Below are 19,740 nucleotides of genomic sequence, written 5' to 3'. Positions count from 1 at the left end.
GACCCCGTTTCGCCGGTGTTTGTACCGGTTGGAGCGGGGGGCGTTTCACTCTTTACTCGCCGAGCTCCTGTTGCGCCCGGCATCTTTCTCAGGTTGTCTGTCGATGCGTCGAACTCTCGTTTCTCTGTGTGTGATTCAAGCCATTTCCCAAACCACCTGGGCAGACCAGGCACCGACTGATCCGGCGTCAATAGAGTTACAAGCGATCGATATCAATGGCACATTCGAAGAGCAGGCCCAGGGCCCGGTCCAGGGGTATCGGGCGACCCGTTCCGCCAGTGCGACGCGCACTGACACTCCGATTCATGAAACCCCACAATCGATCAGCGTGGTCACTCGGGATGTCGTGGAAGACCTCGGCGCTACCCGCCTGCAAGACGCTCTCGATTACGCGGGTGGCGTGGGCCGTGCGAACAATTTCGGCGGCCAGGGCCTGACCACGTTCACCGTGCGTGGCTTTACCACCGGTGAGTTCTACCGCAACGGTTTCCCGATCAACCGCGGTTATCCAAACATGCCCGATGCCAATACCATCGAGCGCCTGGAGGTCCTGCGCGGGCCAGCCACCACGCTCTATGGCCGTGGCGACCCGGGTGGCACTTTCAACGTGGTGTCCAAACAACCCCTGGCCGAACCCACTGTCACCCTGGGCAGTCAGCTCAATGATCAGGGCATGCGTCGCGCAACGATGGATGCAACAGGGCCGCTGGACGATGAAGGGCGACTGGCCTATCGGCTGAACGTGATAGGCGAGGGCGGCGACACCTTCCGTGATCATGTCGAAAACGAGCGTTATGGTGTGGCGCCGGTCCTCGGTTGGCAGGTCAACGACACTACCCGTATCACCTTCGAAGGCGATTTCATGCGCAACAACGCGCCGCTCGATCGGGGTGTGACCCGCTATCGCAATCAGATCGGTGTCGCATCGCGAGATACTTTTTTCGGTGAAAAGGATGTCGGCAAGCTGCACAACGACAACAACATGGCGCAACTGCGTTTCGAGCATTTCCTGAACGACAACTGGACCTTGGGCGGCGGCACGCAATTTCTCGACGGCAGCCTGCAAGGCAATGGCATTGAAGGCAACGGGGTCGCTGCCGACGGCCGAACGCTGGGGCGCAATTTCAACTACCGCAAACTGGAATGGCGTGACCTTGATGTGCAGTTGAACCTGACCGGGCATTTTTCCACCGGTGGATTCGATCACACGTTGCTCACGGGCATCGAGTATGAGGATTACGATTACAAGTCGATCATCCGTCGCTCCAGTGGCGCGGTGAGTGCCTACCCCATTGATATTTTCAACCCGGTTTACGGCCAGCCGCGCCCGGCGTTGACTCGCACCACCACCCACGATCAGGAAAACCTCAAGACTTATGCCGCTTTCGTGCAAGACCAAGTGACCCTGGCCGAAGGTTTGAAAGCGTTGGCTGGCGTGCGTTTCGAACGCTTCGAACAGGATTACGACAGCTATCTGGTCAACGGCACAAGCTGGACCAACAGCGACAACGCCGTCACTCCGCGCCTGGGGCTGATCTACGATCTGACCCCGACCGTGGCGATCTATGCCGACACAGCGCGGTCCTTCAAGCCCAACAGCGGTGCCAGTCGAACGGGCGGCGGTTTCAAGCCTGAAGAAGGCAAATCCTACGAGGTGGGCGTCAAGTGGCAGGCCCTTGATCGTCAGTTGAGTGTGGATGCCGCGGTGTATCAGATCGAAAAACGCAATGTCCTGACGACAGACCCGGTGGACTCGACCTTCAGTGTTGCGGCGGGTGAAGTGCGTAGCCGTGGCTTTGATCTGAACGTGGCCGGCAACCTCACCCCAGAGTGGCGCATGATCGGTGGCTACGCCTACGTGGATGCCGAAGTCACCCAGGACAACGTGCTGAAGTCAGGCACCCGCCTGATGAACATTCCGCGCAACAGTTTCAGCCTGCTGAACGTCTACGAGTTTCAGGACGGTGGCCTCAAAGGTCTGGGCCTGGGACTGGGCGCCAAGTATGTCGACGAGCGCGCCGGCCAGACCGCGGCCAATGCCTTTTCCATGGATAGCTACAAGGTGTTCGACCTGCTCAGCTTTTACAAAGTCAACGAGCACGTGCGGCTTAACCTCGACCTGAAGAACGTGTTCGACAGCCACTACGATGAAGGCGCCTTTGGCAACGTTTACGCCTATCCGGGCGCGCCGAGAACCGTGCAGATGGGAATTTCGTACACCTTGTAGAGCGCGTTTCAGGGCGCACTTTTATAAAGCGCCACATGAACAACCTGCACCAGTGGGAGGCGGCGTAATCAACGTTCGCCTTCAACTTGCAAACGGGTGGCCTGATCATCCGTTTTTTCCAGCGATGTTGGCTTACCCCTGCCTGCACTCGCTTAGGCCGCCGTCGTCGCGATAATTCGCCATCGCTCAGGATTCTCCCTGCTGCTGTGTGGCACAAAGCCTGCATCGCTCGCATCAAGCCAGCTTCCATGCATTCGTGCGGGGTAGAGCCCTCGGTCAATGACGATCGATTGGCCGGGCAGATTGCAAGGCAATAAGGGTGCATCAGGCTAACAGGCCAGTCTTACACCGCGAATGAACAGGCAAAGACGCCTGGAACCGAAAGGTTTCAGGCGTTTTTTTTTGTTTTATGAACCCGTTGGTGGTGACCGCCGACCGTCTGTTGTGCTGCCCATTTGGCAGGTATTAATCGGGGAATAAATGATGGGCAAATCAAGCACAGCACAACGCATCGTCATCGGTTTTTTAATTGCGCCGTTGGCACTGATGGGCATGGCGTTTTATGCGTTGCACGATTTGGCAACGCTCAAGGAACAGTCGGTGATTATCGTCAAACAGGACTGGCCAAAGATCGAGCCGATCATGGTCATCGCCACTGGCGTGCGTGATAACGCCAGGAACACGCGGGACTTGCTCATCGAGAAAGACAATCAGCACGTCCAGCAGGCCATTGATGCCACTAAAAAACGAATTACTCAGGCGCTCGAAACGCTTGAGCCATTGTTCAATTTGCCAGAAGGCAAAGCCACTTATGCCACCCTGAAAAAGAACCGCGAGGCATACGTTGCGGCATTCACCCAAGTACAGGTGCTGATCAGGCAAGGGGCTCTGGAAGAGGCTATGGCGCAGCTCAAACAAAAGGTTATCCCGGCAGAACACGAGGTCTATAGAAGCCTGGATCAACTGATGGCCCTGCAAGGACGGATGTTCACCGACCGTGAACTGTCGGCGCAGCGCTTGTACAGCGATGCCCGGCGCAACATGTTCGGGCTGTTCCTGTTCTGCCTGGTGCTGGTCATCGTTGCTGCGATCATTGTTGCGCGCAGTGTGAGCCGGCCTTTGGGTGGTGAGCCTGATGATGCGGCACGGCTGTTGAATCAAATCGCGCAGGGCGACCTGACGATTCAAGTGCCGGTGAATGCCAGTGCCGACGGCAGCGTGATGATGAACATGCACCTGATGCAGCAAAGCTTGAACGCGATGGTCAAGCACATCGCGGCATCGGTCGATCAGGTGGCCAGTTCCTGCGAAGAACTCAGTGCAGTCAGCAGCCAGACCAGTGGCAGCTTGCAGTTGCAGGGCCTGGAAATCGAACAGGCTGCGGCGGCGGTCAATCAGATGACGGCGGCTGTCGACGAGGTCGCGCGCAATGCGGTCAGCACCAGCGAAGCGTCCCGGATGTCCGAGCAAACCGCGCAACGCGGTCGTGATCAAGTACAGGAAACGGTGGCCTCGATAGGTACGCTGGCACACGGCATGACCGACACTTCGCAGCGTATCCAGCAATTGGCCGGGCGGGTGCAGGACATCAGCACGGTGCTGGATGTGATTCGCAGCATCGCCGAGCAAACCAATTTGCTGGCCCTCAACGCAGCGATTGAAGCGGCCCGCGCCGGTGATGCCGGACGCGGTTTCGCAGTGGTCGCCGATGAAGTGCGGGCACTGGCCCATCGCACTCAGGTGTCGACCCAGGAAATCGAACAGATGATTGGCAATATTCGGGTTGATACCGGGCATGCCGTGACCGCCATGCAAAGCAGTGCTCATCTGGTACAGACAACCCTGGAAGTCGCGCAACGCTCCGGCGAAGCGCTGGAAGAAATCACCCGGTCAATTTCCCAGATCAACGAGCGCAACCTGATGATTGCCAGTGCCACGGAAGAGCAGGCCTTGGTCGCCCGTGAGGTGGATCGCAATCTGGTGGGCATTCGTAACTTATCCGAACAGGTTTTGTTGGGTGCCCGGCATACCGACAGCGCCGGGCTGGAACTGGCGCAGATGGCAGGCGCACTGCACCAGACGGTGGCGCGCTTCAAAATCCAGGCGGACTCCAAAGCGTTCTAGTCAGTCAGCGCACGATGAACTGTGGCGAGGGGGCTTGCCCCCGTTTGAGTGCGTAGCGCTCACACAATCGTTGCTACACCAGAGATTTTCAGAACTGCTTCGCAGAACAGCGGGGGCAAGCTCCTTCGCCATAGCTCGCGACCACATCGATGGTCGTGGCCTGGGGCTTGCGAACCTGGACGGTGTTGAAGACCTTGCTCGGCACATTGGGTTTCGGTATTACCTTGTTGATCTGGCCGTTTGTCTAACGAAAATTGTCGACGCGATCGACACCTGTAGGAGCACGGCTTGCCGGCGAAAGCGTCCTTGAGATCGCCTTCGCCGGCAAGCCTGGCTCCTACAAAAACATAAATAGGAGCTACCATGCCTCGCTTTGCTGCAAACCTCAGCATGCTCTATCCGGAACATGAGTTTCTGGACCGTTTCGCCGCCGCTGCCGCTGATGGTTTCGACGCCGTGGAATACCTGTTCCCCTACGACCACAGCGCTCAGGAGCTCAAACAGCGCTTGAGCGACAACGGCCTGGTGCAGGCCCTGTTCAACGCGCCGCCCGGCGATTGGGCGGCGGGCGAGCGCGGCACTGTGTCGTTGCCGGGGCGGGAGAGTGAATTTCGTAGCGGTTTCGATCGCGCGCTGGAATACGCCGCGGTGCTGGGCAACTCACGCATCCATGTGATGGCTGGCTTGCTGCCGTCGGAAACAGATCGCCCACGGCATCATGGCGTGTACCTGGAGAACCTGGCGTACGCCACCGCGCAGGCCGCCAAGGCTGGCATCACGGTGCTTCTGGAGCCGATCAATACGCGGGACATGCCTGGCTTTTTTCTCAACCGCCAGGACCAGGCCCAGGCCATCTGCAAGGAAGTGGGCGCCACTAACCTGAAGGTTCAGTTCGACTGCTACCACTGCCAGATCGTCGAAGGTGACCTGGCCACTAAACTGCGTCGGGATTTTGACGGCATCGGCCATATCCAGATCGCCGGCGTGCCGGATCGACATGAACCGGACCAGGGCGAAGTCAACTATCCCTACCTGTTCGAGTTGCTCGACAAGTTGGGTTATGACGGCTGGGTTGGGTGCGAATACCGGCCGCATGGCAACACATCAGCCGGCTTGCAATGGTTACGGGACTGGAAGGCGCGCTAACGTCTTGCACGGTGCGACCTACCGCAAAGTGGCCAGATCGCTCACGCACGATTGAGTGCAGTATCAGTGCTCCTTGGCCTTCCTGATCCTGATCAAAATAAACAGCAGGACGCAGAGCGCAAGCGGGGTCATGGCCAGCAGGGCGTCTCTGGCGGAAATGCCTGCGCCCATGACGTGCAGTCCCGAGTAAAACAGCTTGAACAGGCTCAACAGATAATAGGTGATGGCGATAATCGACAAGCCTTCGACGGCACGCTGGATTTTGATTTGAGTATCGGCGCGGGCGTTGAGGCTCTTCAGGATTTCCGAGTTCTGCTCTTCCATTTCGACCTGGACACGGGCCTGCAACAAGTCCCCGAGGTTGGCCACGCTCTCGGCCAGTTGCTCCAGGCGTTGTTCGGTGACGGCACAGTACCTGACCGTGGGTTTGAAGCGCCTTTCGATGAAGACACCCAGTCGCTGGCAATCACCCACATGACTTTCGCGCAGTTCGCCCAGGCGTTCGAAAACCAGCTGTGCATAGGCTTGAGTGGCGCTGAAGCGGTGTCGGGTTTTTGCGTTGCTGCTGACCACTTGCGCCGACAGGTTGGCAATATCGGTCAGCAACGCTTTTGCATTTCCGGTATCGGGACCGGCGTTGCGTTCGGAAAGGTTGACCAGGGTCTTGTCGAAGACGTTGAGCTGGGTGCTCAAGGCTTTCGCGGTGATGAGTGAAAGCGAAGCCATCATTCGGTAGGTTTCGATCTCCAGCAGACGGCGGATCATCCGTCCCAGGCGATAGGCATTCAGGCGTTTGTTCACGAAAAGAAAACGGTTGGTGCCGTCCTCGTTCAGGCGAAAATCGCTCCAGACCGTCGCATCGCCACCGCCGATGCAAGAGCCGCTGGGATCCTTGAATCCATAAACGGACAGATCGCCGGAAAAAGACGTATCGGTGCGCACCACAATCTGCACAGCGTTGATCACGTGCTGCATGAACGGCTCGACCCGGTCCATCAAGGCTCTGGGTGGCAGGCTCCAGCATGGCTCCTGACTGGAGGAGGGCACCACCAGCGTCAGCGTCAGGAATTCTGCGTGCCGTTCCCACTTCAGGGCATGGCCCTCCAGCTCGGTAATGCCCTGGGCTGCATCCGGGTCGACCGGGCCGGGGCAGCAGCGACTCAGCAGGGTGTCGCATTGCCCGTCGTTTGCCAGAAACGCCAGGTGAAACACATGGGCGGGCTCATCGAAATACAGGGACGGGCGCGCGTGCAACTCGTTGTGCAGGATCAGTCTTTGCGGGTGCATGCTGTTTGGGCCATGTTGGAGTTGTTTGTTCTTGGGACTGGTTGATGAATACCCGAGTCACAAACCCAAACCGGCGATTGCCCAATGCCATTTTCAGGCGAACGGCCATCGCGTAAGAGCCTGCCAGGGGATGCACAGCAGCGTTGTGAACTATTCTTTTCAAGTGGCCCTTTCAATGCCTCGTTCAAGGGAGTTGATATAAATCAACGCTTAAGGAGCTTTAAGGGACGAATCTGGGCCTGATGCTGGATTCTCGAGCCGGCGTCGAGGATCAACCTGTCTGGAGGCTGCCCATGAGCCAGTATCAACGGTTATTAATGGTCATCAACCCGTTGCTGCGCCATTCACCTGCGATAAACCATGGCGCCGCCCTGGCCAAGGCCAGCGGGGCGAGCTTGCACATTGCCGGCCTGATCCCCTCGTTGGATATTCTGTCGCTGCTCGAAGAAGGCGACCGCAAAATGGCTCGGGCAACCTACCTGCAGGAACACCGCGACTGGCTCGATGAACAAGCGGAAAAGATGCGAGGCCGGGGAATTGAGGTGACAACCGAAGTTGCATGGGCCGACAACATGCGCCAGGACATTCTTGACCATGTCACGCACATGCAGCCCGATCTATTGATCAAGCAAGTGCAGCATGAACCCGTGCTCAAACGCGCATTCTTCACACCGCTGGATTGGCGTTTGTTGCGCCATTGTCCGGTACCGGTCTATCTGGTGGGGGGTGAAGGCCATGCCTTGCCGCAGAAGGTGGTGGCCGCGGTTGACGTATCGGATACCGAGCCGTCCAACGGTGAGCTCAATGACCGGATCATCTTGCAGGCGTCGGGCCTGGCGCTGCAGTGCAATGCCGAGTTGCATCTGTTGTACGCCTGTGACATTTCGGCCGCTTTTCTGGCGGATATGGGCGGTGATTTGACGCTCGCGCAACTCACCCGTGAACTGCGCAGCGATCTGGAAAAGGCTTTTCTCAAGCTGGCCGGTCGGTTCGGCGTACCCCCTGACTGTCGGCATTTCATCATGGGACATCCTGTCTCGGTGCTGAGCGAATTCGCCCACCAGCATCAGATGGATGTCGTCGTGGTGGGCAGAACCCAATACCGTGGCCTGGAGCGGCTGCTTGGCAGCACGACCGAACATATTCTGTATCAGGTGCCTTGCAGCATTCTGGCGGTCTAGGGGCGGGCGCCCCAATCGGAATGATGGCCGCCGTCAAACGAATGCCCATTTTTGGGGTTCCTGCCCCAGGGAGGTTTTCAAATGACTAGTCCTTCATTGCAAACCATCTTGCATGACCGGGTGGAAGCCGGCCGAGGCTTGGTGGAGCCGTTGCTCAAATACGCTAAAAGAGCCGATGTCATCGTTCTCGCCTTACCCCGTGGCGGCGTTCCGGTGGCCTATGAAGTCGCCACGGCCCTGGAGGTTCGTCTGGACCTGATGCTGGTGCGCAAGCTGGGCGTACCGTCCCACCAGGAGTTCGCCATGGGCGCGATTGCCAGCGGTGGCATACAAATCGTCAACGAAGATGCGCTGCGGGCTAACGGTATTGATCAACGAACGCTCGATATCGTGGTGGCAAAGGAAGCCCAGGAGTTATCACGTCGCGAGAAGCTATACCGGGCATCCCGTGCACCTGTGGCGCTCAAGGATCAGGTGGTGATTCTGATCGATGACGGCCTGGCGACAGGCGCCACGATGATGGCCGCGATACAGGCCGCGCGCCTGCAAGCGCCATCGCGCATTGTTGTTGCCGTGCCGGTGGCACCGCAGGAGACGGCAGAGGCGCTGCGCGATGAAGTGGACGAACTGATTTGCCCGCTCATCCCCGACTGGATGATTTCGATCGGTCATTGGTACACGGATTTTTCGCAGACATCCGACGAAGAGGTCATCGATCTTCTGCACCGGGCCTGGCAAAGAGAGTCCGGTTCGGGCGACTCCTTTCAGAACGGTTCCGGGATTTGAGTCGTTGCCTGGCGTGGAGCAAACCACGTCAGGCCTTCACGTGATCCTGACGTTCACGAATTGCCATGGATCGGACTCATCGGTCTGCTCGGGCATCAATGAGTGACGTCCGGTAAGCGGCGTCCAGTCGGAATAAATGCCTTCTACCTTGCCAAGGTAAGGCATGCAGATCTGCAGGATTTCCCTGAAGGGCAATTCATCCGGTTCGACAATGCCGCGTTGTGGATTGCGAATGGCCCAGATCACGCCGGCCAGCACTCCCGCCGTCACTTGCAGGCTGGTGGCGCTGTTATAGGGGCACAGAGCCCGGGCTTGCTGGATTGATAGGCGCGAGCCATACCAATAACTGTTTCTGGCATGCCCCATCAGCAGCACGCCGAGTTCGTCGCTGCCGTCGAGGATTTCGTCATCGAGCAGACGCTGGCCGCTCTGGGGTTTCCAGTTGCGCTCGGCGAGTTCATGCACCGAAAGCAAGGCGTCGTCACAGGGCCGATAAGCGTAGTGGACAGTCGGCCGGTAAGTCGGTTGCCTTCCCTGGCCAAGGGTCAGGTAGTCGGCAATCGACAAGGCTTCGTTGTGGGTCACGAGCAGCCCATGGGTGGGACCCGTCGAGGGTGTCCAGGTTCGAACCCGCGTGGAGGCACCGGGACGTTGCAGGTAGATCCCGGCCTGACACCCGAAGGCGTGGTAATAGCCATCCTCGGGCAGCGCTTTCTCATGGCTGCCCCAACCCAACTCCGCTGGCTGGCTGCCTTCACTGATGAAGCCGTCCACGGACCAGGTGTTGACGAACTCATCGGCAATTTTGTGTTTCGATGAAAACTGCGAATCGCGTTCGGCGATGTGAATGCAGCGGATATTCAGGCGGTTGGCCAACTGCGCCCATTCTTCGCGCGTCGTGGGTTGGGGCGTTGTGTCACCCAACTCTTCAGCGAGATTGACCAGTGCCTGCTTGATCAGGTGCGACACCAGCCCCGGATTGGCTCCGTGGGTCAAGACAGCGGTGGACAGACCTTGCGCACTTTCCCTGCGAAGCTGAAGTGCCGCCTCCCTCAATGCATAGTTGGATCTTTCCGACAGGGATTTGTCGGGGTCGGTGTAACCGCCTTCCCACGGCTCGATACAGGTGTCCAGATACAGCACGCCTTTACGCTGGGCGAACTGAATCAGGGACAGGCTCGATACGCCCACCGAGAGGTTGAGCAGGAAGTCGCCGGCGCCCAACAGAGGGTCCAGCACCGTCTCGTAATTGTTCTGATCCAGTTGCTCGGCTTGGTGGGCAACGCCAAATTCCTGTGCGAGTAAACGGCCATCGTCATCGGGGCTGAGGATCAACAGGCGTTGCGGTTCAAGCACAAGATGGCGCAACAGCAACGGGAGTACACCTTTTCCGATACAGCCAGAGCCGATCATCACCAACCGGGCATCAAAGGGCTGAATGACATGCTCAAGATCCGACATCGCTAGCCTCCACCGGCTGACCGCGCGCTCGCCGCAAATGACCTGTCGCTGACCACGACGCTCTCAAATTAGAGACTGCAAGGCTCAGTTAAAGCTCAAAAAATTTTCGCACGCCGTCAACGAAACGGCGGTGCCGTTCGGGGCAAAAAACAGATGAGAATGAGGCGAACTGCTGGCCCCCCGATTTCCGTTTCATTGTCAAACTTGCTTTCTTTTCAAAAGGTTAGGCATCGGCGATATGCGGACTTTGGTATGGATGGCTGCGACATTTGCCTTGGTGACACTCTCGCTGGAGGCTCAGGCAAAGGACTTGAGCAAGAACAGTCGTTTCGTCTGCAGCTGGGGCTCGGACATCGCCGCAGATGCACAAGCGGCGAAGCTTTCCGGTTTCACGCTTTACGGGGCACGCAAGAAACTGCAGTCGCGAAAATTCCCCCGGCCGTGGATGCGCATGACGGCCATGGGGATCACCGAACAAACCTATAACAGTGCCTCGCGTCTCAAGCCGGCTGCGATCAAGCAAACGTATTACGAGCAGTGCATCCGGCATGAGTTGGCCCGACGCTAGAAGTTGATCGAGGCGCTCAGCCGGGCGGTCAGTGGCGCGCCCTGGAACAGGTAGCCGTCGCCCATGTATTCACCGGCATCGCGCCAGTAGCGTTTGTCGAACAGGTTGTCCACGGTCAGGCGGAACACCGTGTCATATCCGTCGATGCGAGTGCTGTAGCGGCTGCCGATGTTGAAGATGGCGTAGGCCCCGGTCTGCACTTCACCTTGGCGGTTGGCGTACTTGCTGGCGCTGTACTGCACTCCACCGAGCAGCGCCAGGCCATCGAGCCAGGGCAGGGCGTAGTCACCGTAGAGGTTGGCGCGCAGGGTCGGAACGTTGATTGCCTGGTGGCCTTCATAGGCTGGCGTGCCGCTGTCGGTGACCCGCGCGCGAATCGCCGCGACACTGGCGGCGATCTGCAGGCGCTGGCTGGCCCAGCCATTGGCCGAGAGCTCCAGCCCGGTGTTCTTCTGTTCGCCCTGTTGAGTGAATGTGAACGTGCCATCGTCATTCGGTCGCGAATACTGGTAGGCCTGGCGAATCTGGAACAACGCCGCGGCCAGGCTGATGCGCTGCCAGTCGTATTTGATACCGGCCTCGATTTGTCGCGATACGGTGGGCGCCAGAATTTCATAGGCATTGGTGTTGAACCACGCCGCTTCGCCGCCCAGGGACAGGCCCTTGCTGTAGCGGGTGTACAGCGACAGGTTTTGCACCGGCTTGTAGATCAGCGCGGCCTGGGGCAGGAACTCATAGCGTTGGGTGTGCCGGGTGGTCTCGCCCTGGCTGTCGAAGGTCTCTTCATCCAGGCGCACTTCGCGCCCGCCAAGCACTGCCTGCCATTGCTCGTTGAAACTGATCCGGTCATTGAAAAACAGCCCGTACTGGCGGCTGTCCAGGCGTCGGTAGGAATCGTTGAGCGGGCCGTCGTAAGGGGCAAAATCAGCCGGTTCGCTGTTGATGTTGGCGCTGCCGATCATCTGATTGATGGCATCACGTTTGTCCACCACGCGGCGAAACGCGCTAGTCCCGACGCTGAGTTCGTGGCCCAGGCCACCGGTTTCGAAGTGACCGCTGAGGAGCGCCTGCACTTCATCGTTGCGGCGGGTATCGTCGGGGCTGCGGAAATCGTAAATGTCGTAGTCGCCCTCGGGGCTGAAGTAGTTCGGTACCGCCGCGCCGGCGCAACTGGCGGAACCGTAGCAGCCCCAGGCGAACGCGCTGTAGTCATCGATCACCACCCGGCTACGCGAGGCGCTGAGGCTGCCTTTCCACTGGTCGCTGAAGCGGTACTCGAAGTTCCCGTTGAGGTTCAGCGCATCGGTGCTGACCGGGTTCGAACCGCTCTGGTGGGCCAGCAGTTTCTTTGGCGAGGCGTGGTGGGGCAGGCTGGAACCGCCGAGCAATTGATAACCCGGTGCCGAGCGCTGCTCCTTAGTCTGGTACTCGGCGTCCAGTTGCAGCAGCGCATTGGGACTGATGTTCCAGTCGAAGGCCAGCGAGGCGAAGTCGCGCTGGCCATTGGTGTGTTCGACGTAGGAATGCAGGTCTTCGTGGGCCAGGTTGGCGCGCAGGCCGAACTGCTGCTCGCTGCCGAACCAGCCACCGACGTCGGTCGCCAGGTAACCACTGCCGCGATCATCAGTGGAGACGGTGACTGAACGCACATCACCAGGCCGCTTGGTCACATAGTTGACCAATCCGCCAGGCTCGCTGACACCGCTTTGCAGGCCGGAAAGGCCTTTGAGCAATTCCACCTGCTGTTTATTCTCCAGCCCGACATTCTGCTCGCCAGTGATGGTGCGGCCGTTGATCTTGTAGCTGCTGGCGGAATTGAGGGAAAAGCCACGCACGACGAAGTTTTCGTAGTAGCCGACCGGTGCGTAGCTTTCACCCACCGAGGCGTCATTGCGCAGTACTTCGCTGAGCAGGCGGGCCTGCTGATCCTTGATCATCGCCTCGTTGACGACCGAAATCGAGGCCGGCGTATCGAGCAATGGCGCCGCCTCGAACCCACCGATCGAAGCGCTGTCGGCCTGATAACCGGAAGAATCTTCGCCGGTAACGGTCACCGCCGGCAGTTCGGTCGCGGCGGCCCAGGCCGAAGGCACGGTGCTGGACAGCAGCAGGCCCAGGCCAAGGTTCAGGGAATTGAGCGCAAACCGCGGGGCGGCCACTCCCTGGCGGGAGGTCCGGTAAAGCCTATTCATGAAAAGTCCTCGACGACTGCGGGCCCGGGTTTGGGGAGTCTTGGCCTGTGGCTCACGCTTGAAAGCGGGGCATCATACAAGAGGAGCGATCATGAAATGAAAGTGTCATTTCGACGATCGCCTACGAGGGGCTCATCACACGAAACCGTTGCTCGATTGCTTCCGCAAACGGGTAGAACGAAAACCAGGGCCGGGCTTCGTCGATCACACGCTGAAATGACGGTCTCTCTGCCAACCTTTCGAAATAGGCGCTCAAGTGGCCGTAGTCATCAGGGAACGGCACGAGCGTCCTGGCATAAAAGAGTGCAGGGGCAGCGGCGCAATCGGCCATGCTGAACGCCGGGCTGGCCACCCAGATTCTGGATGCCATCCGGCGTTCGAGCATCCCATAAGCCGTTTTCAGCATGGATCGCTCTCTGGTGACATCACCGTTGGTCGCGTGTAGCCGATCACTGACAATCTGTTGTATCGGCCCTTGTACATACTGGTCAAAAAATCGATCCCATAATCGGACTTCCAGCGCGGTCTCCCAATCGTCTGGAAGCAGAGGGTGCGCGCCTGGAAAGCGTCTATCCAGGTACTCAATGATGATGCTGGACTCCGGCAGACTCCGCTGGTCGACAGCGTCAAAAATTATTGGGAACTTTCCGATTGGCCAAAATGCCTGAAGTTCTGCGCTGTCGGCCGCGTCTCCGAGATCGATGATTCTTCTCTCGAATTCGATGCCGTTTTCGTAGAGCGCGATCAGTACTTTGTGACAGAACGACGCCAGTGGATGGTAGTAAAGCGTCAGCGACATCTTTCACCTCCTCGTTGGATCGCAGGGGGGAAGCGCAAGGCCCTGTAATAAAAAAAGCAGGGGCAATGAACAATCATAGGCGGATGGCGAGCAGTGCGTCAGGGCGGTCACTCTCGAATTTGTGTGCTGCAGAGGGAAGAAACGCCTCTAGAATGAACCATTGGTCGGTTTGTGACTTATTGGTCATGGCGTTCATCCAAGCGCCCTTGTACCGTTAGCGCAGGTTTGTGCTGTCAGGCTTGCCCGGAGGAAGCCGGATGGTCGATCAAACCGTGTGTCTGACCCAATTTGTTCAAGGAATAGAATGAAATGACGTTGAAAACCGCGATTGTCCAGATTGGTAAGAAGTACAAGGTTTATACCGAGCATTACCTCAACGCCACCGCCGACAAGACCATTATTCTGGTCAACGGCTCGCTGGCAACGACCGCCTCTTTTGCCCAGACCGTGCGCTACCTGCGGCCACGTTTCAACGTAGTCCTCTACGATCAGCCCTACGCCGGTCAATCGAAACAACACAACCAGCATGACCGGCCGATCCGCAAGGAAGATGAAGCCGAAATATTGCTGGAGTTGATCGAGCACTTTCGGGCCCAGCATGTGCTGTCCTTTTCCTGGGGCGGCGCGGCGACTTTGCTGGCGCTGGCCCAGCACCCACGGCGAATCGAAAAAGCGGTGGTCAGTTCATTCGCAGCACGAATCAATACGCCGATGCGCGACTATCTGGAGAGCGGCCGGCACTTCCTGCAGGCCTGTGATCGGCGCAATGTCGCGCGCTTGATCAACGGCACGATCGGCAAGCATCTGCCGTCGCTGTTCAAGCGTTTCAACGAACGCCATGTCAGCAGCCTGGACGAACACGAATACCGGCAAATGCATTTTCACGTCAACGAGGTGCTGACTCAGGACACTCATTGCTACGTTTCCTGTGCCGATGCCATCGAAGTTCCGCTGCTGTTTATCAACGGCGAACGGGATGAGTACACCTCGGTGGAAGACGCCCGTCTTTTTGCGGCGCATAGCCCTCAGGCGCAATTTCAGACCATCAAGAACGCCGGGCACTTCCTCGATATGGAACACCCGACGGCCTGGACTGACACCCAGCAGGCCTTGCTGGGCTTTCTGCAGCCGGTCGCCAAAATACCGAGCCAGCCCCGTGATCTGACGTTCAATAGCAAAGCGTCAGTGATTCCCCCCCTTCAATCAGCTAACTGGGTGCGGCTTTAACTGACGCAGCAACTCGATCTGATCCGCCGGGACCAAGGTACGCAAGGCTTTATACAGCGCGCGGGTCTCGAGCAGGTTCCAGACGCGCAGCATGGTCTCCAGGGCGTCCAGTGGCTTGCTGATGAAGTCTTTGGCGCCCAGAGCCAGCGCGCGCAGGCGGGTATCGCGGGTGGCGTCGGCGGTGAGCACGAGGATTGGCAGGTATTCACCGGTCGGTATGCGCCGGTTGAGTTGCTCCAGTACGGCAAACCCGTCGAACTCCGGCATGTGCAGGTCGAGGATGACCAGATCAGGCTCGAAGCTGTTGAACAGATCCAGGGTTCGCAGCGGCTGGGTGCTGCTCAGTACATTGGTCAGTCCTTCGCGGACAAGCAGCTGCTCCATCAAATCGAGGTTGGGCCGCTGGTCGTCGATGATCAGAATGCGCAGGTCGGTGTTCACACAGGCTCCGGTAGATGCTGGTCAAGATGGGCAAGAAAGGAAGGGATGTGAATCGGTTTGGTCAGCACCGCCGTCGCGCCTGCCTCCAGCAAGGCCAGATGTGTGAGGTCGCTGGCATCGGCGGTAATCATCAGCACGGGAATGGCACGGGTGACGGACGATTGGCGCAAGCGTTGCAGCACATTGAAACCATCCAGATCCGGCAGTGCCACGTCGAGCAAAATCAGCTGCGGCGCATGTTGACGGGCCAGGTCCAGACCCATTTGCCCTTGCATGCTTGAAAGCAACTGGATGTGCGGCCGTCGTTGCAGCAGGGTTTCGATCAGGGCCAGGCTTGAGAGATTGTCTTCGATGCACAGGACTTTGCCCTGGTAATCGGGAGCGGTGAGGGTGGCCGTGACCGTTGGGTGGCTGATTCGTGCAACCGGTGGCTCGGTGATGGGCTGCAGGCGCACGAAGGGCAGTTCCAGGGTGAAACTGGCGCCTTCGCCGGGCTGGCTTTCGACAGTCATGCTGCCGTTCATCATTTCCAGCAGGCTTTTGCTCAACGCCAGGCCCAGGCCGGTGCCTTCCACGTTCGGATCGGTTTCCAGGCGCTCGAACGGTTTGAACAGTTGCTCCAGTCGATCCGCCGCAATGCCCTTGCCGGTATCGCAGACCGACACGGCAATTCGCTGTTGAATAACCCTGACTTCGATGTGCACCTGGCCTTGGGGCCGGTTGTATTTGATCGCGTTGGACAACAGGTTGAGCAGCACCTGAACCAGGCGTTGCCGATCGGCGACGATCCCGCTGTCGGCGGCCAGCATCGGCAGCTCAACCAGCGCAATGCCGGCGTCGCAGGCCATAGGGGAAACCAGCGTCAGGGCTTCTTGCAGCACCGCCGTCAAAGGCACCGCTTCAACATTGAGCGGCAGGCGCCCGGCTTCGATCTTGGCGATGTCCAGCACTTCGTTGATCAAGGTCAGCAGGTGTTGTCCGGCCCGCAAGATATGACCGATCTGTGCCCGCTGCCCTTTGGATGAGTCCATGTCCAACAGTTGTGCGAAGCCGAGAATGGAGTTGAGCGGGGTGCGCAGTTCGTGGCTCATGCGCGACAGGAACTCGCTTTTGGCGCGGCTGGCGCGTTCGGCTTCTTCCCGTGCGGTGCTCAGTGCTATTTCGGCCACGCGTCGATCGGTGATGTCCCGGGTGATCTTGGAGAATCCGCGCAGGGCGCCACTGCTGTCGTATTGCGCGGTAATCACCACGCTGGCCCAGAAGCGGCTGCCATCCTTGCGGCAACGCCAGGCCTCTTCCATGTAATGACCGTCGCGAGTGGCCTCACGCAGCGCCATGGCGGGATGTTGCGGGCATTCTTGCGACAGATAAAACACCGAAAAATGCTGGCCGACGATTTCCTGTTCGGTGTAGCCCTTGATCCGTTCGGCGCCCGCATTCCAGCTGGTGACGAAGCCCTGTGTGTCGAGGGCGAAAATACCGTAGTCCTTAACACCGTCGATGATCAGCCGCAGGCGCTCTTCGTTGTCGCGCAATGCCCGCTCACGTTCGGCCAGCAATAGCCCGGCTTCAACCAGGCGCGTACCCAATTGACCAATCTCGTCATTCTCCGGCGGTTGTGGCAGTAACGGCTGACCGAGTGCCAGCCGTTGTGCGTTGCCCTGGACCTGTTTGACCCGGGCGACGATGCCTTTGGACAGAAACAGTACCGCCACGATGGCGCCAAACAATCCGCAGGCCGCGGCCAGCAGGGTGGAGAACAGCAACCGCTGTCGCGTGGAGGCCGCGGCTGCGGTGCGCTCGGCCAGCAACGTATCCTCGAGGGTGCGCATGGCGCTGATGCGTTCGCGCAGTTCGTCGAGGATGTGCTTGTTGTTGATCAGGATGGTGGTGATCGACTCGGGTGTGGCGCTGCGATCATCGAGCAGTTCAACCAGGCCCTCGACCTTGGTTTCGATCAGTGGCGTGATGACCGCCAGATGTTTGCGCACCCGCTCATCGCGAACATTGCTGTCGAGCCGGTGCAGGGCCGATTCGATCAAGGGCTTGGCTTGTCGATAACCCGGCAGAAAATCCTCGCGACGGGTCAGCAGATAACCGCGCACGCTGGCGGCGGCCTCGGCGAGCAGGGTGTGCACGGCCTGAATGTCGCCTTGCACCAGCAGCACCCGGCGTACATCTTCTTCCGCGCGTGCGGTCTGGCGTTCGGTGATGTAGATCAGCACCAGTGAGAGCAACAGGATTACCAACGGCAGGGAAATCACCACGAGGGCTTTGCCGCGTAATGGCAGATCGGCCCAGCGTCGAGCGTTTGAAACTTTCATGACTGAGTCACCAGCCCCAAGGCCATGCCACGAACGGCCGCCTGGGTTCGGTCGGCGGCGCCCAGTTTGCCGATGACCCGTTCCACGTGGGCTTTGGCCGTTCCTGTGGTGATGCCAAGTTCTTCGCCGATCTCACGATTGCTGAAGCCGGTGGCTACCAGCCCGAGGACCTGCCTTTCACGGGCGGTCAAGGTTTCGGCAGGTGCGGCGCCACTGGTGTTGCGTTCGGTCATGCGCCGCAGCAGGCGGGCGCTGACGGCGCTATTGAGGGCTTCCTCGCCCGCGGCGACGCGTTGCAGGGCGTCGATCACTTCATCACGGCTGGCGTCTTTGAGCAGGTAACCCACGGCACCGGCGTTCATCGCCGCTTCCAGGTGATCCGGGCTGTCGTCCATGGTGAAGATCACCACTTTGAGGGCCGGCAGGCGCTGCTGAAGAATTCGCGCCGCGCCCAACCCATTGAGCACGGGCATGCGAATGTCGAGGATGACGATGTCGGGCAACAGGCGTTCGCACGCGTCCACCGCTTCCTGGCCATCGCGGGCCTGGCCGACCACTTCGAATTGCGGGTGGCCCGCCAGCAGCGCGACGAAACCGGTTCGGGTGACCTCATGATCGTCCGCCAGAACCAGGCGTAAAACTTCAGTCATTGAGCTGTTCCATTGAGGTCGCAGGGGACGGTGGCGCGCAGTTGCGTCCCGCCATGCGCATGGCTGAGGCAAGTGAAATCGCCGCCCAGCAGGCTTGCGCGTTCCTGCATCGCGGCGAGCCCCAGGTGCCGGGCGCCGCAGGTGTCGAGACGTTGCTCCATGGCAAAACCTTTGCCGTTGTCGTCCAGCCGTAGCGAGGCCAGGCCTTCGTGCAGTTCCAGCGCGAGGACAACGTGGCTGGCCTGCGCATGTTTGAGAATATTGTTGATGCCTTCCTGGGCAATCCGGAACAGGGCGATTTCCACCTGGCTGGGCAAACGCGCTTCGCAACGCCCATTCCAGTTCACTTTGATCCCGGCGTCGCGTAGGCGATCCGCTTCTTTGTCCACCGCCTTCAGCAAGCCAAAGTCATCGAGTACCGTCGGGCGCAGGCCGCTGATCAATTGCCGGCCTTCACCCACGCAATGCTGGGCCAGTGCCAGAATGGTCTGTAAGTCTGCGTCGAGTCCATCGGGCAGTGGCGGGCAGCGGCCGGCAAAACCTTGCAGGCGCTGATGCAGCCCGGCGAGGGTTTGCGCCAGGCCGTCATGCAGGTCGTAAGCCATGCGTTTGCGTTCGTCTTCCTGCGCCCTGAACAGCCGATGCACCAGATCGGACATGGTGCGCTCACGCGCGACCAGAGCATCCAGCAAGCGCTGGTTTTCCAGGTGCGCGGCCAGCAGGGTGGCGAGCAATTGCAAGGACTCGATGTCCTCGGTGTCCGGTGCACTGATGCTGACACTGTTGGCCAGCACCAACGCACCGAAGGCCGTGCCATCGCCACTGCGCAAAGGCACCCGCAACACATTGGGCAGGACCGCATTTGGTTGCTCCTGCCATTGCGGGGCGCACATCGCGGTATCGGCGAGGCGCTCGAGGCTGTGTAGACGATCTCGGCTACCGTGACTGGCGGTGGTTTTGACCTGTGCCTCCACGTCCCATTCCAGCAGTAACGCGTGGTCCATCGCCAGGAAGGCACAGGCCCGTTGCAGCACCCGTTGACGCATGGCATCGGGGGCCAGTTGCGTCAGTTCCTGGCCGGTATCCACCAACAACCGCAGGCGCGCGGCGCGACTTTGCGCTTGCCGATACTGGGTGCGAATGGCCAGGGCGCTACCGGGGTCATGATCAGGGTTTTGCATGGACATCTTCCGGCGCAGGCGCGCCCGTTCGGGCTGGGGCGTCATTAAACCTTGTTGACGGGGCCGGGCGCTATCTGCCGAATGGCATAGGCAAATGACTCCGGTTGGCCGATGGCAGTCGTTGTGTCGAGCGGCACAGTGTGGCC

Annotated in this window: 15 protein-coding genes; 7 read left to right on the top strand and 8 right to left on the bottom strand. The window is 59.3% G+C overall.

The window, feature by feature from the left end; genetic code table 11:
- Positions 1–103 precede the first annotated feature (103 nt).
- The 3 genes from FHW68_RS18155 to otnI all read left to right on the top strand — a co-directional run bounded on the left by FHW68_RS18155 (position 104) and on the right by otnI (position 5,497).
- Complete coding sequence (locus tag FHW68_RS18155) at positions 104–2,227, top strand: TonB-dependent siderophore receptor (RefSeq protein WP_168185063.1); 2,124 nt, start codon at positions 104–106, stop codon at positions 2,225–2,227.
- A 483-nt stretch (positions 2,228–2,710) separates the two neighbouring features.
- On the top strand, positions 2,711–4,351 hold the full coding sequence (locus FHW68_RS18150) for a methyl-accepting chemotaxis protein (protein ID WP_183681978.1): 1,641 nt from the start codon (positions 2,711–2,713) through the stop codon (positions 4,349–4,351).
- Positions 4,352–4,714: 363 nt separating this feature from the next.
- Positions 4,715–5,497, top strand: a complete 783-nt coding sequence (gene otnI, locus FHW68_RS18145) for a 2-oxo-tetronate isomerase (RefSeq protein WP_183681975.1) — start codon at positions 4,715–4,717, stop codon at positions 5,495–5,497.
- A 63-nt stretch (positions 5,498–5,560) separates the two neighbouring features.
- Here the strand turns inward: otnI and FHW68_RS18140 are convergent, their stop codons facing one another.
- Entirely contained in the window at positions 5,561–6,784 is a 1,224-nt protein-coding gene (locus FHW68_RS18140) for a DUF3422 domain-containing protein (RefSeq protein WP_183681972.1), read from the bottom strand.
- 293 nt (positions 6,785–7,077) lie between these two features.
- Here FHW68_RS18140 and FHW68_RS18135 point away from each other — a divergent pair, with 293 nt between their 5' ends.
- Together FHW68_RS18135 and FHW68_RS18130 are read left to right on the top strand one after the other, a co-directional pair.
- Positions 7,078–7,965: a universal stress protein gene (locus tag FHW68_RS18135; protein ID WP_183681968.1), complete on the top strand. Its 888-nt coding sequence runs from the start codon at positions 7,078–7,080 to the stop codon at positions 7,963–7,965.
- Between the two features lie 81 nt (positions 7,966–8,046).
- A complete protein-coding gene (locus tag FHW68_RS18130) occupies positions 8,047–8,751 on the top strand; it encodes a phosphoribosyltransferase (RefSeq protein ID WP_183681965.1) in 705 nt (234 codons plus the stop codon).
- Between the two features lie 36 nt (positions 8,752–8,787).
- On the opposite strand, the gene FHW68_RS18125 is transcribed toward FHW68_RS18130, so the two are convergent.
- Positions 8,788–10,212, bottom strand: coding sequence for a homospermidine synthase (locus FHW68_RS18125; protein ID WP_183681962.1), 1,425 nt, complete (start codon positions 10,210–10,212; stop codon positions 8,788–8,790).
- 238 nt (positions 10,213–10,450) lie between these two features.
- On the opposite strand from FHW68_RS18125, the gene FHW68_RS18120 reads away from it, so the two are divergent.
- Positions 10,451–10,780 (top strand): hypothetical protein, encoded by a 330-nt coding sequence (locus FHW68_RS18120; RefSeq protein WP_095631101.1) that lies wholly within the window; start codon positions 10,451–10,453, stop codon positions 10,778–10,780.
- On the opposite strand, the gene FHW68_RS18115 is transcribed toward FHW68_RS18120, so the two are convergent.
- Together FHW68_RS18115 and FHW68_RS18110 are read right to left on the bottom strand one after the other, a co-directional pair.
- Positions 10,777–12,972, bottom strand: a complete 2,196-nt coding sequence (locus FHW68_RS18115; protein ID WP_183681959.1) for a TonB-dependent siderophore receptor — start codon at positions 12,970–12,972, stop codon at positions 10,777–10,779. The two genes, FHW68_RS18120 and FHW68_RS18115, sit on opposite strands and share 4 nt — an antisense overlap.
- A gap of 121 nt (positions 12,973–13,093) precedes the next feature.
- Complete coding sequence (locus FHW68_RS18110) at positions 13,094–13,771, bottom strand: glutathione S-transferase family protein (protein WP_183681956.1); 678 nt, start codon at positions 13,769–13,771, stop codon at positions 13,094–13,096.
- 309 nt (positions 13,772–14,080) lie between these two features.
- On the opposite strand from FHW68_RS18110, the gene FHW68_RS18105 reads away from it, so the two are divergent.
- The gene (locus FHW68_RS18105; RefSeq protein WP_095631098.1) at positions 14,081–14,998 is read left to right on the top strand and encodes an alpha/beta fold hydrolase; all 918 of its coding nucleotides are present in this window, start codon (positions 14,081–14,083) and stop codon (positions 14,996–14,998) included.
- Here the strand turns inward: FHW68_RS18105 and FHW68_RS18100 are convergent.
- From FHW68_RS18100 to FHW68_RS18085, 4 genes are read right to left on the bottom strand one after another with little or no spacing between them, the layout of a single operon-like run.
- Positions 14,975–15,439 (bottom strand): response regulator, encoded by a 465-nt coding sequence (locus tag FHW68_RS18100; RefSeq protein WP_007901111.1) that lies wholly within the window; start codon positions 15,437–15,439, stop codon positions 14,975–14,977. The two genes, FHW68_RS18105 and FHW68_RS18100, sit on opposite strands and share 24 nt — an antisense overlap.
- On the bottom strand, positions 15,436–17,763 hold the full coding sequence (locus FHW68_RS18095; RefSeq protein WP_183681953.1) for an ATP-binding protein: 2,328 nt from the start codon (positions 17,761–17,763) through the stop codon (positions 15,436–15,438). Before FHW68_RS18095 ends, FHW68_RS18100 begins: the two co-directional genes overlap by 4 nt.
- On the bottom strand, positions 17,760–18,413 hold the full coding sequence (locus tag FHW68_RS18090; RefSeq protein WP_183681950.1) for a response regulator transcription factor: 654 nt from the start codon (positions 18,411–18,413) through the stop codon (positions 17,760–17,762). Before FHW68_RS18090 ends, FHW68_RS18095 begins: the two co-directional genes overlap by 4 nt.
- Positions 18,410–19,594, bottom strand: coding sequence for a sensor histidine kinase (locus tag FHW68_RS18085; protein ID WP_183681947.1), 1,185 nt, complete (start codon positions 19,592–19,594; stop codon positions 18,410–18,412). The genes FHW68_RS18090 and FHW68_RS18085 overlap by 4 nt, the downstream gene beginning before the upstream one ends.
- Between the last annotated feature and the right edge of the window lie 146 nt (positions 19,595–19,740).

Source organism: Pseudomonas sp. Tn43 (assembly GCF_014192635.1).
In the GTDB taxonomy this organism is placed as follows: Bacteria; Pseudomonadota; Gammaproteobacteria; order Pseudomonadales; family Pseudomonadaceae; genus Aquipseudomonas.
This window is presented reverse-complemented; position numbering and strand designations above follow the sequence as displayed.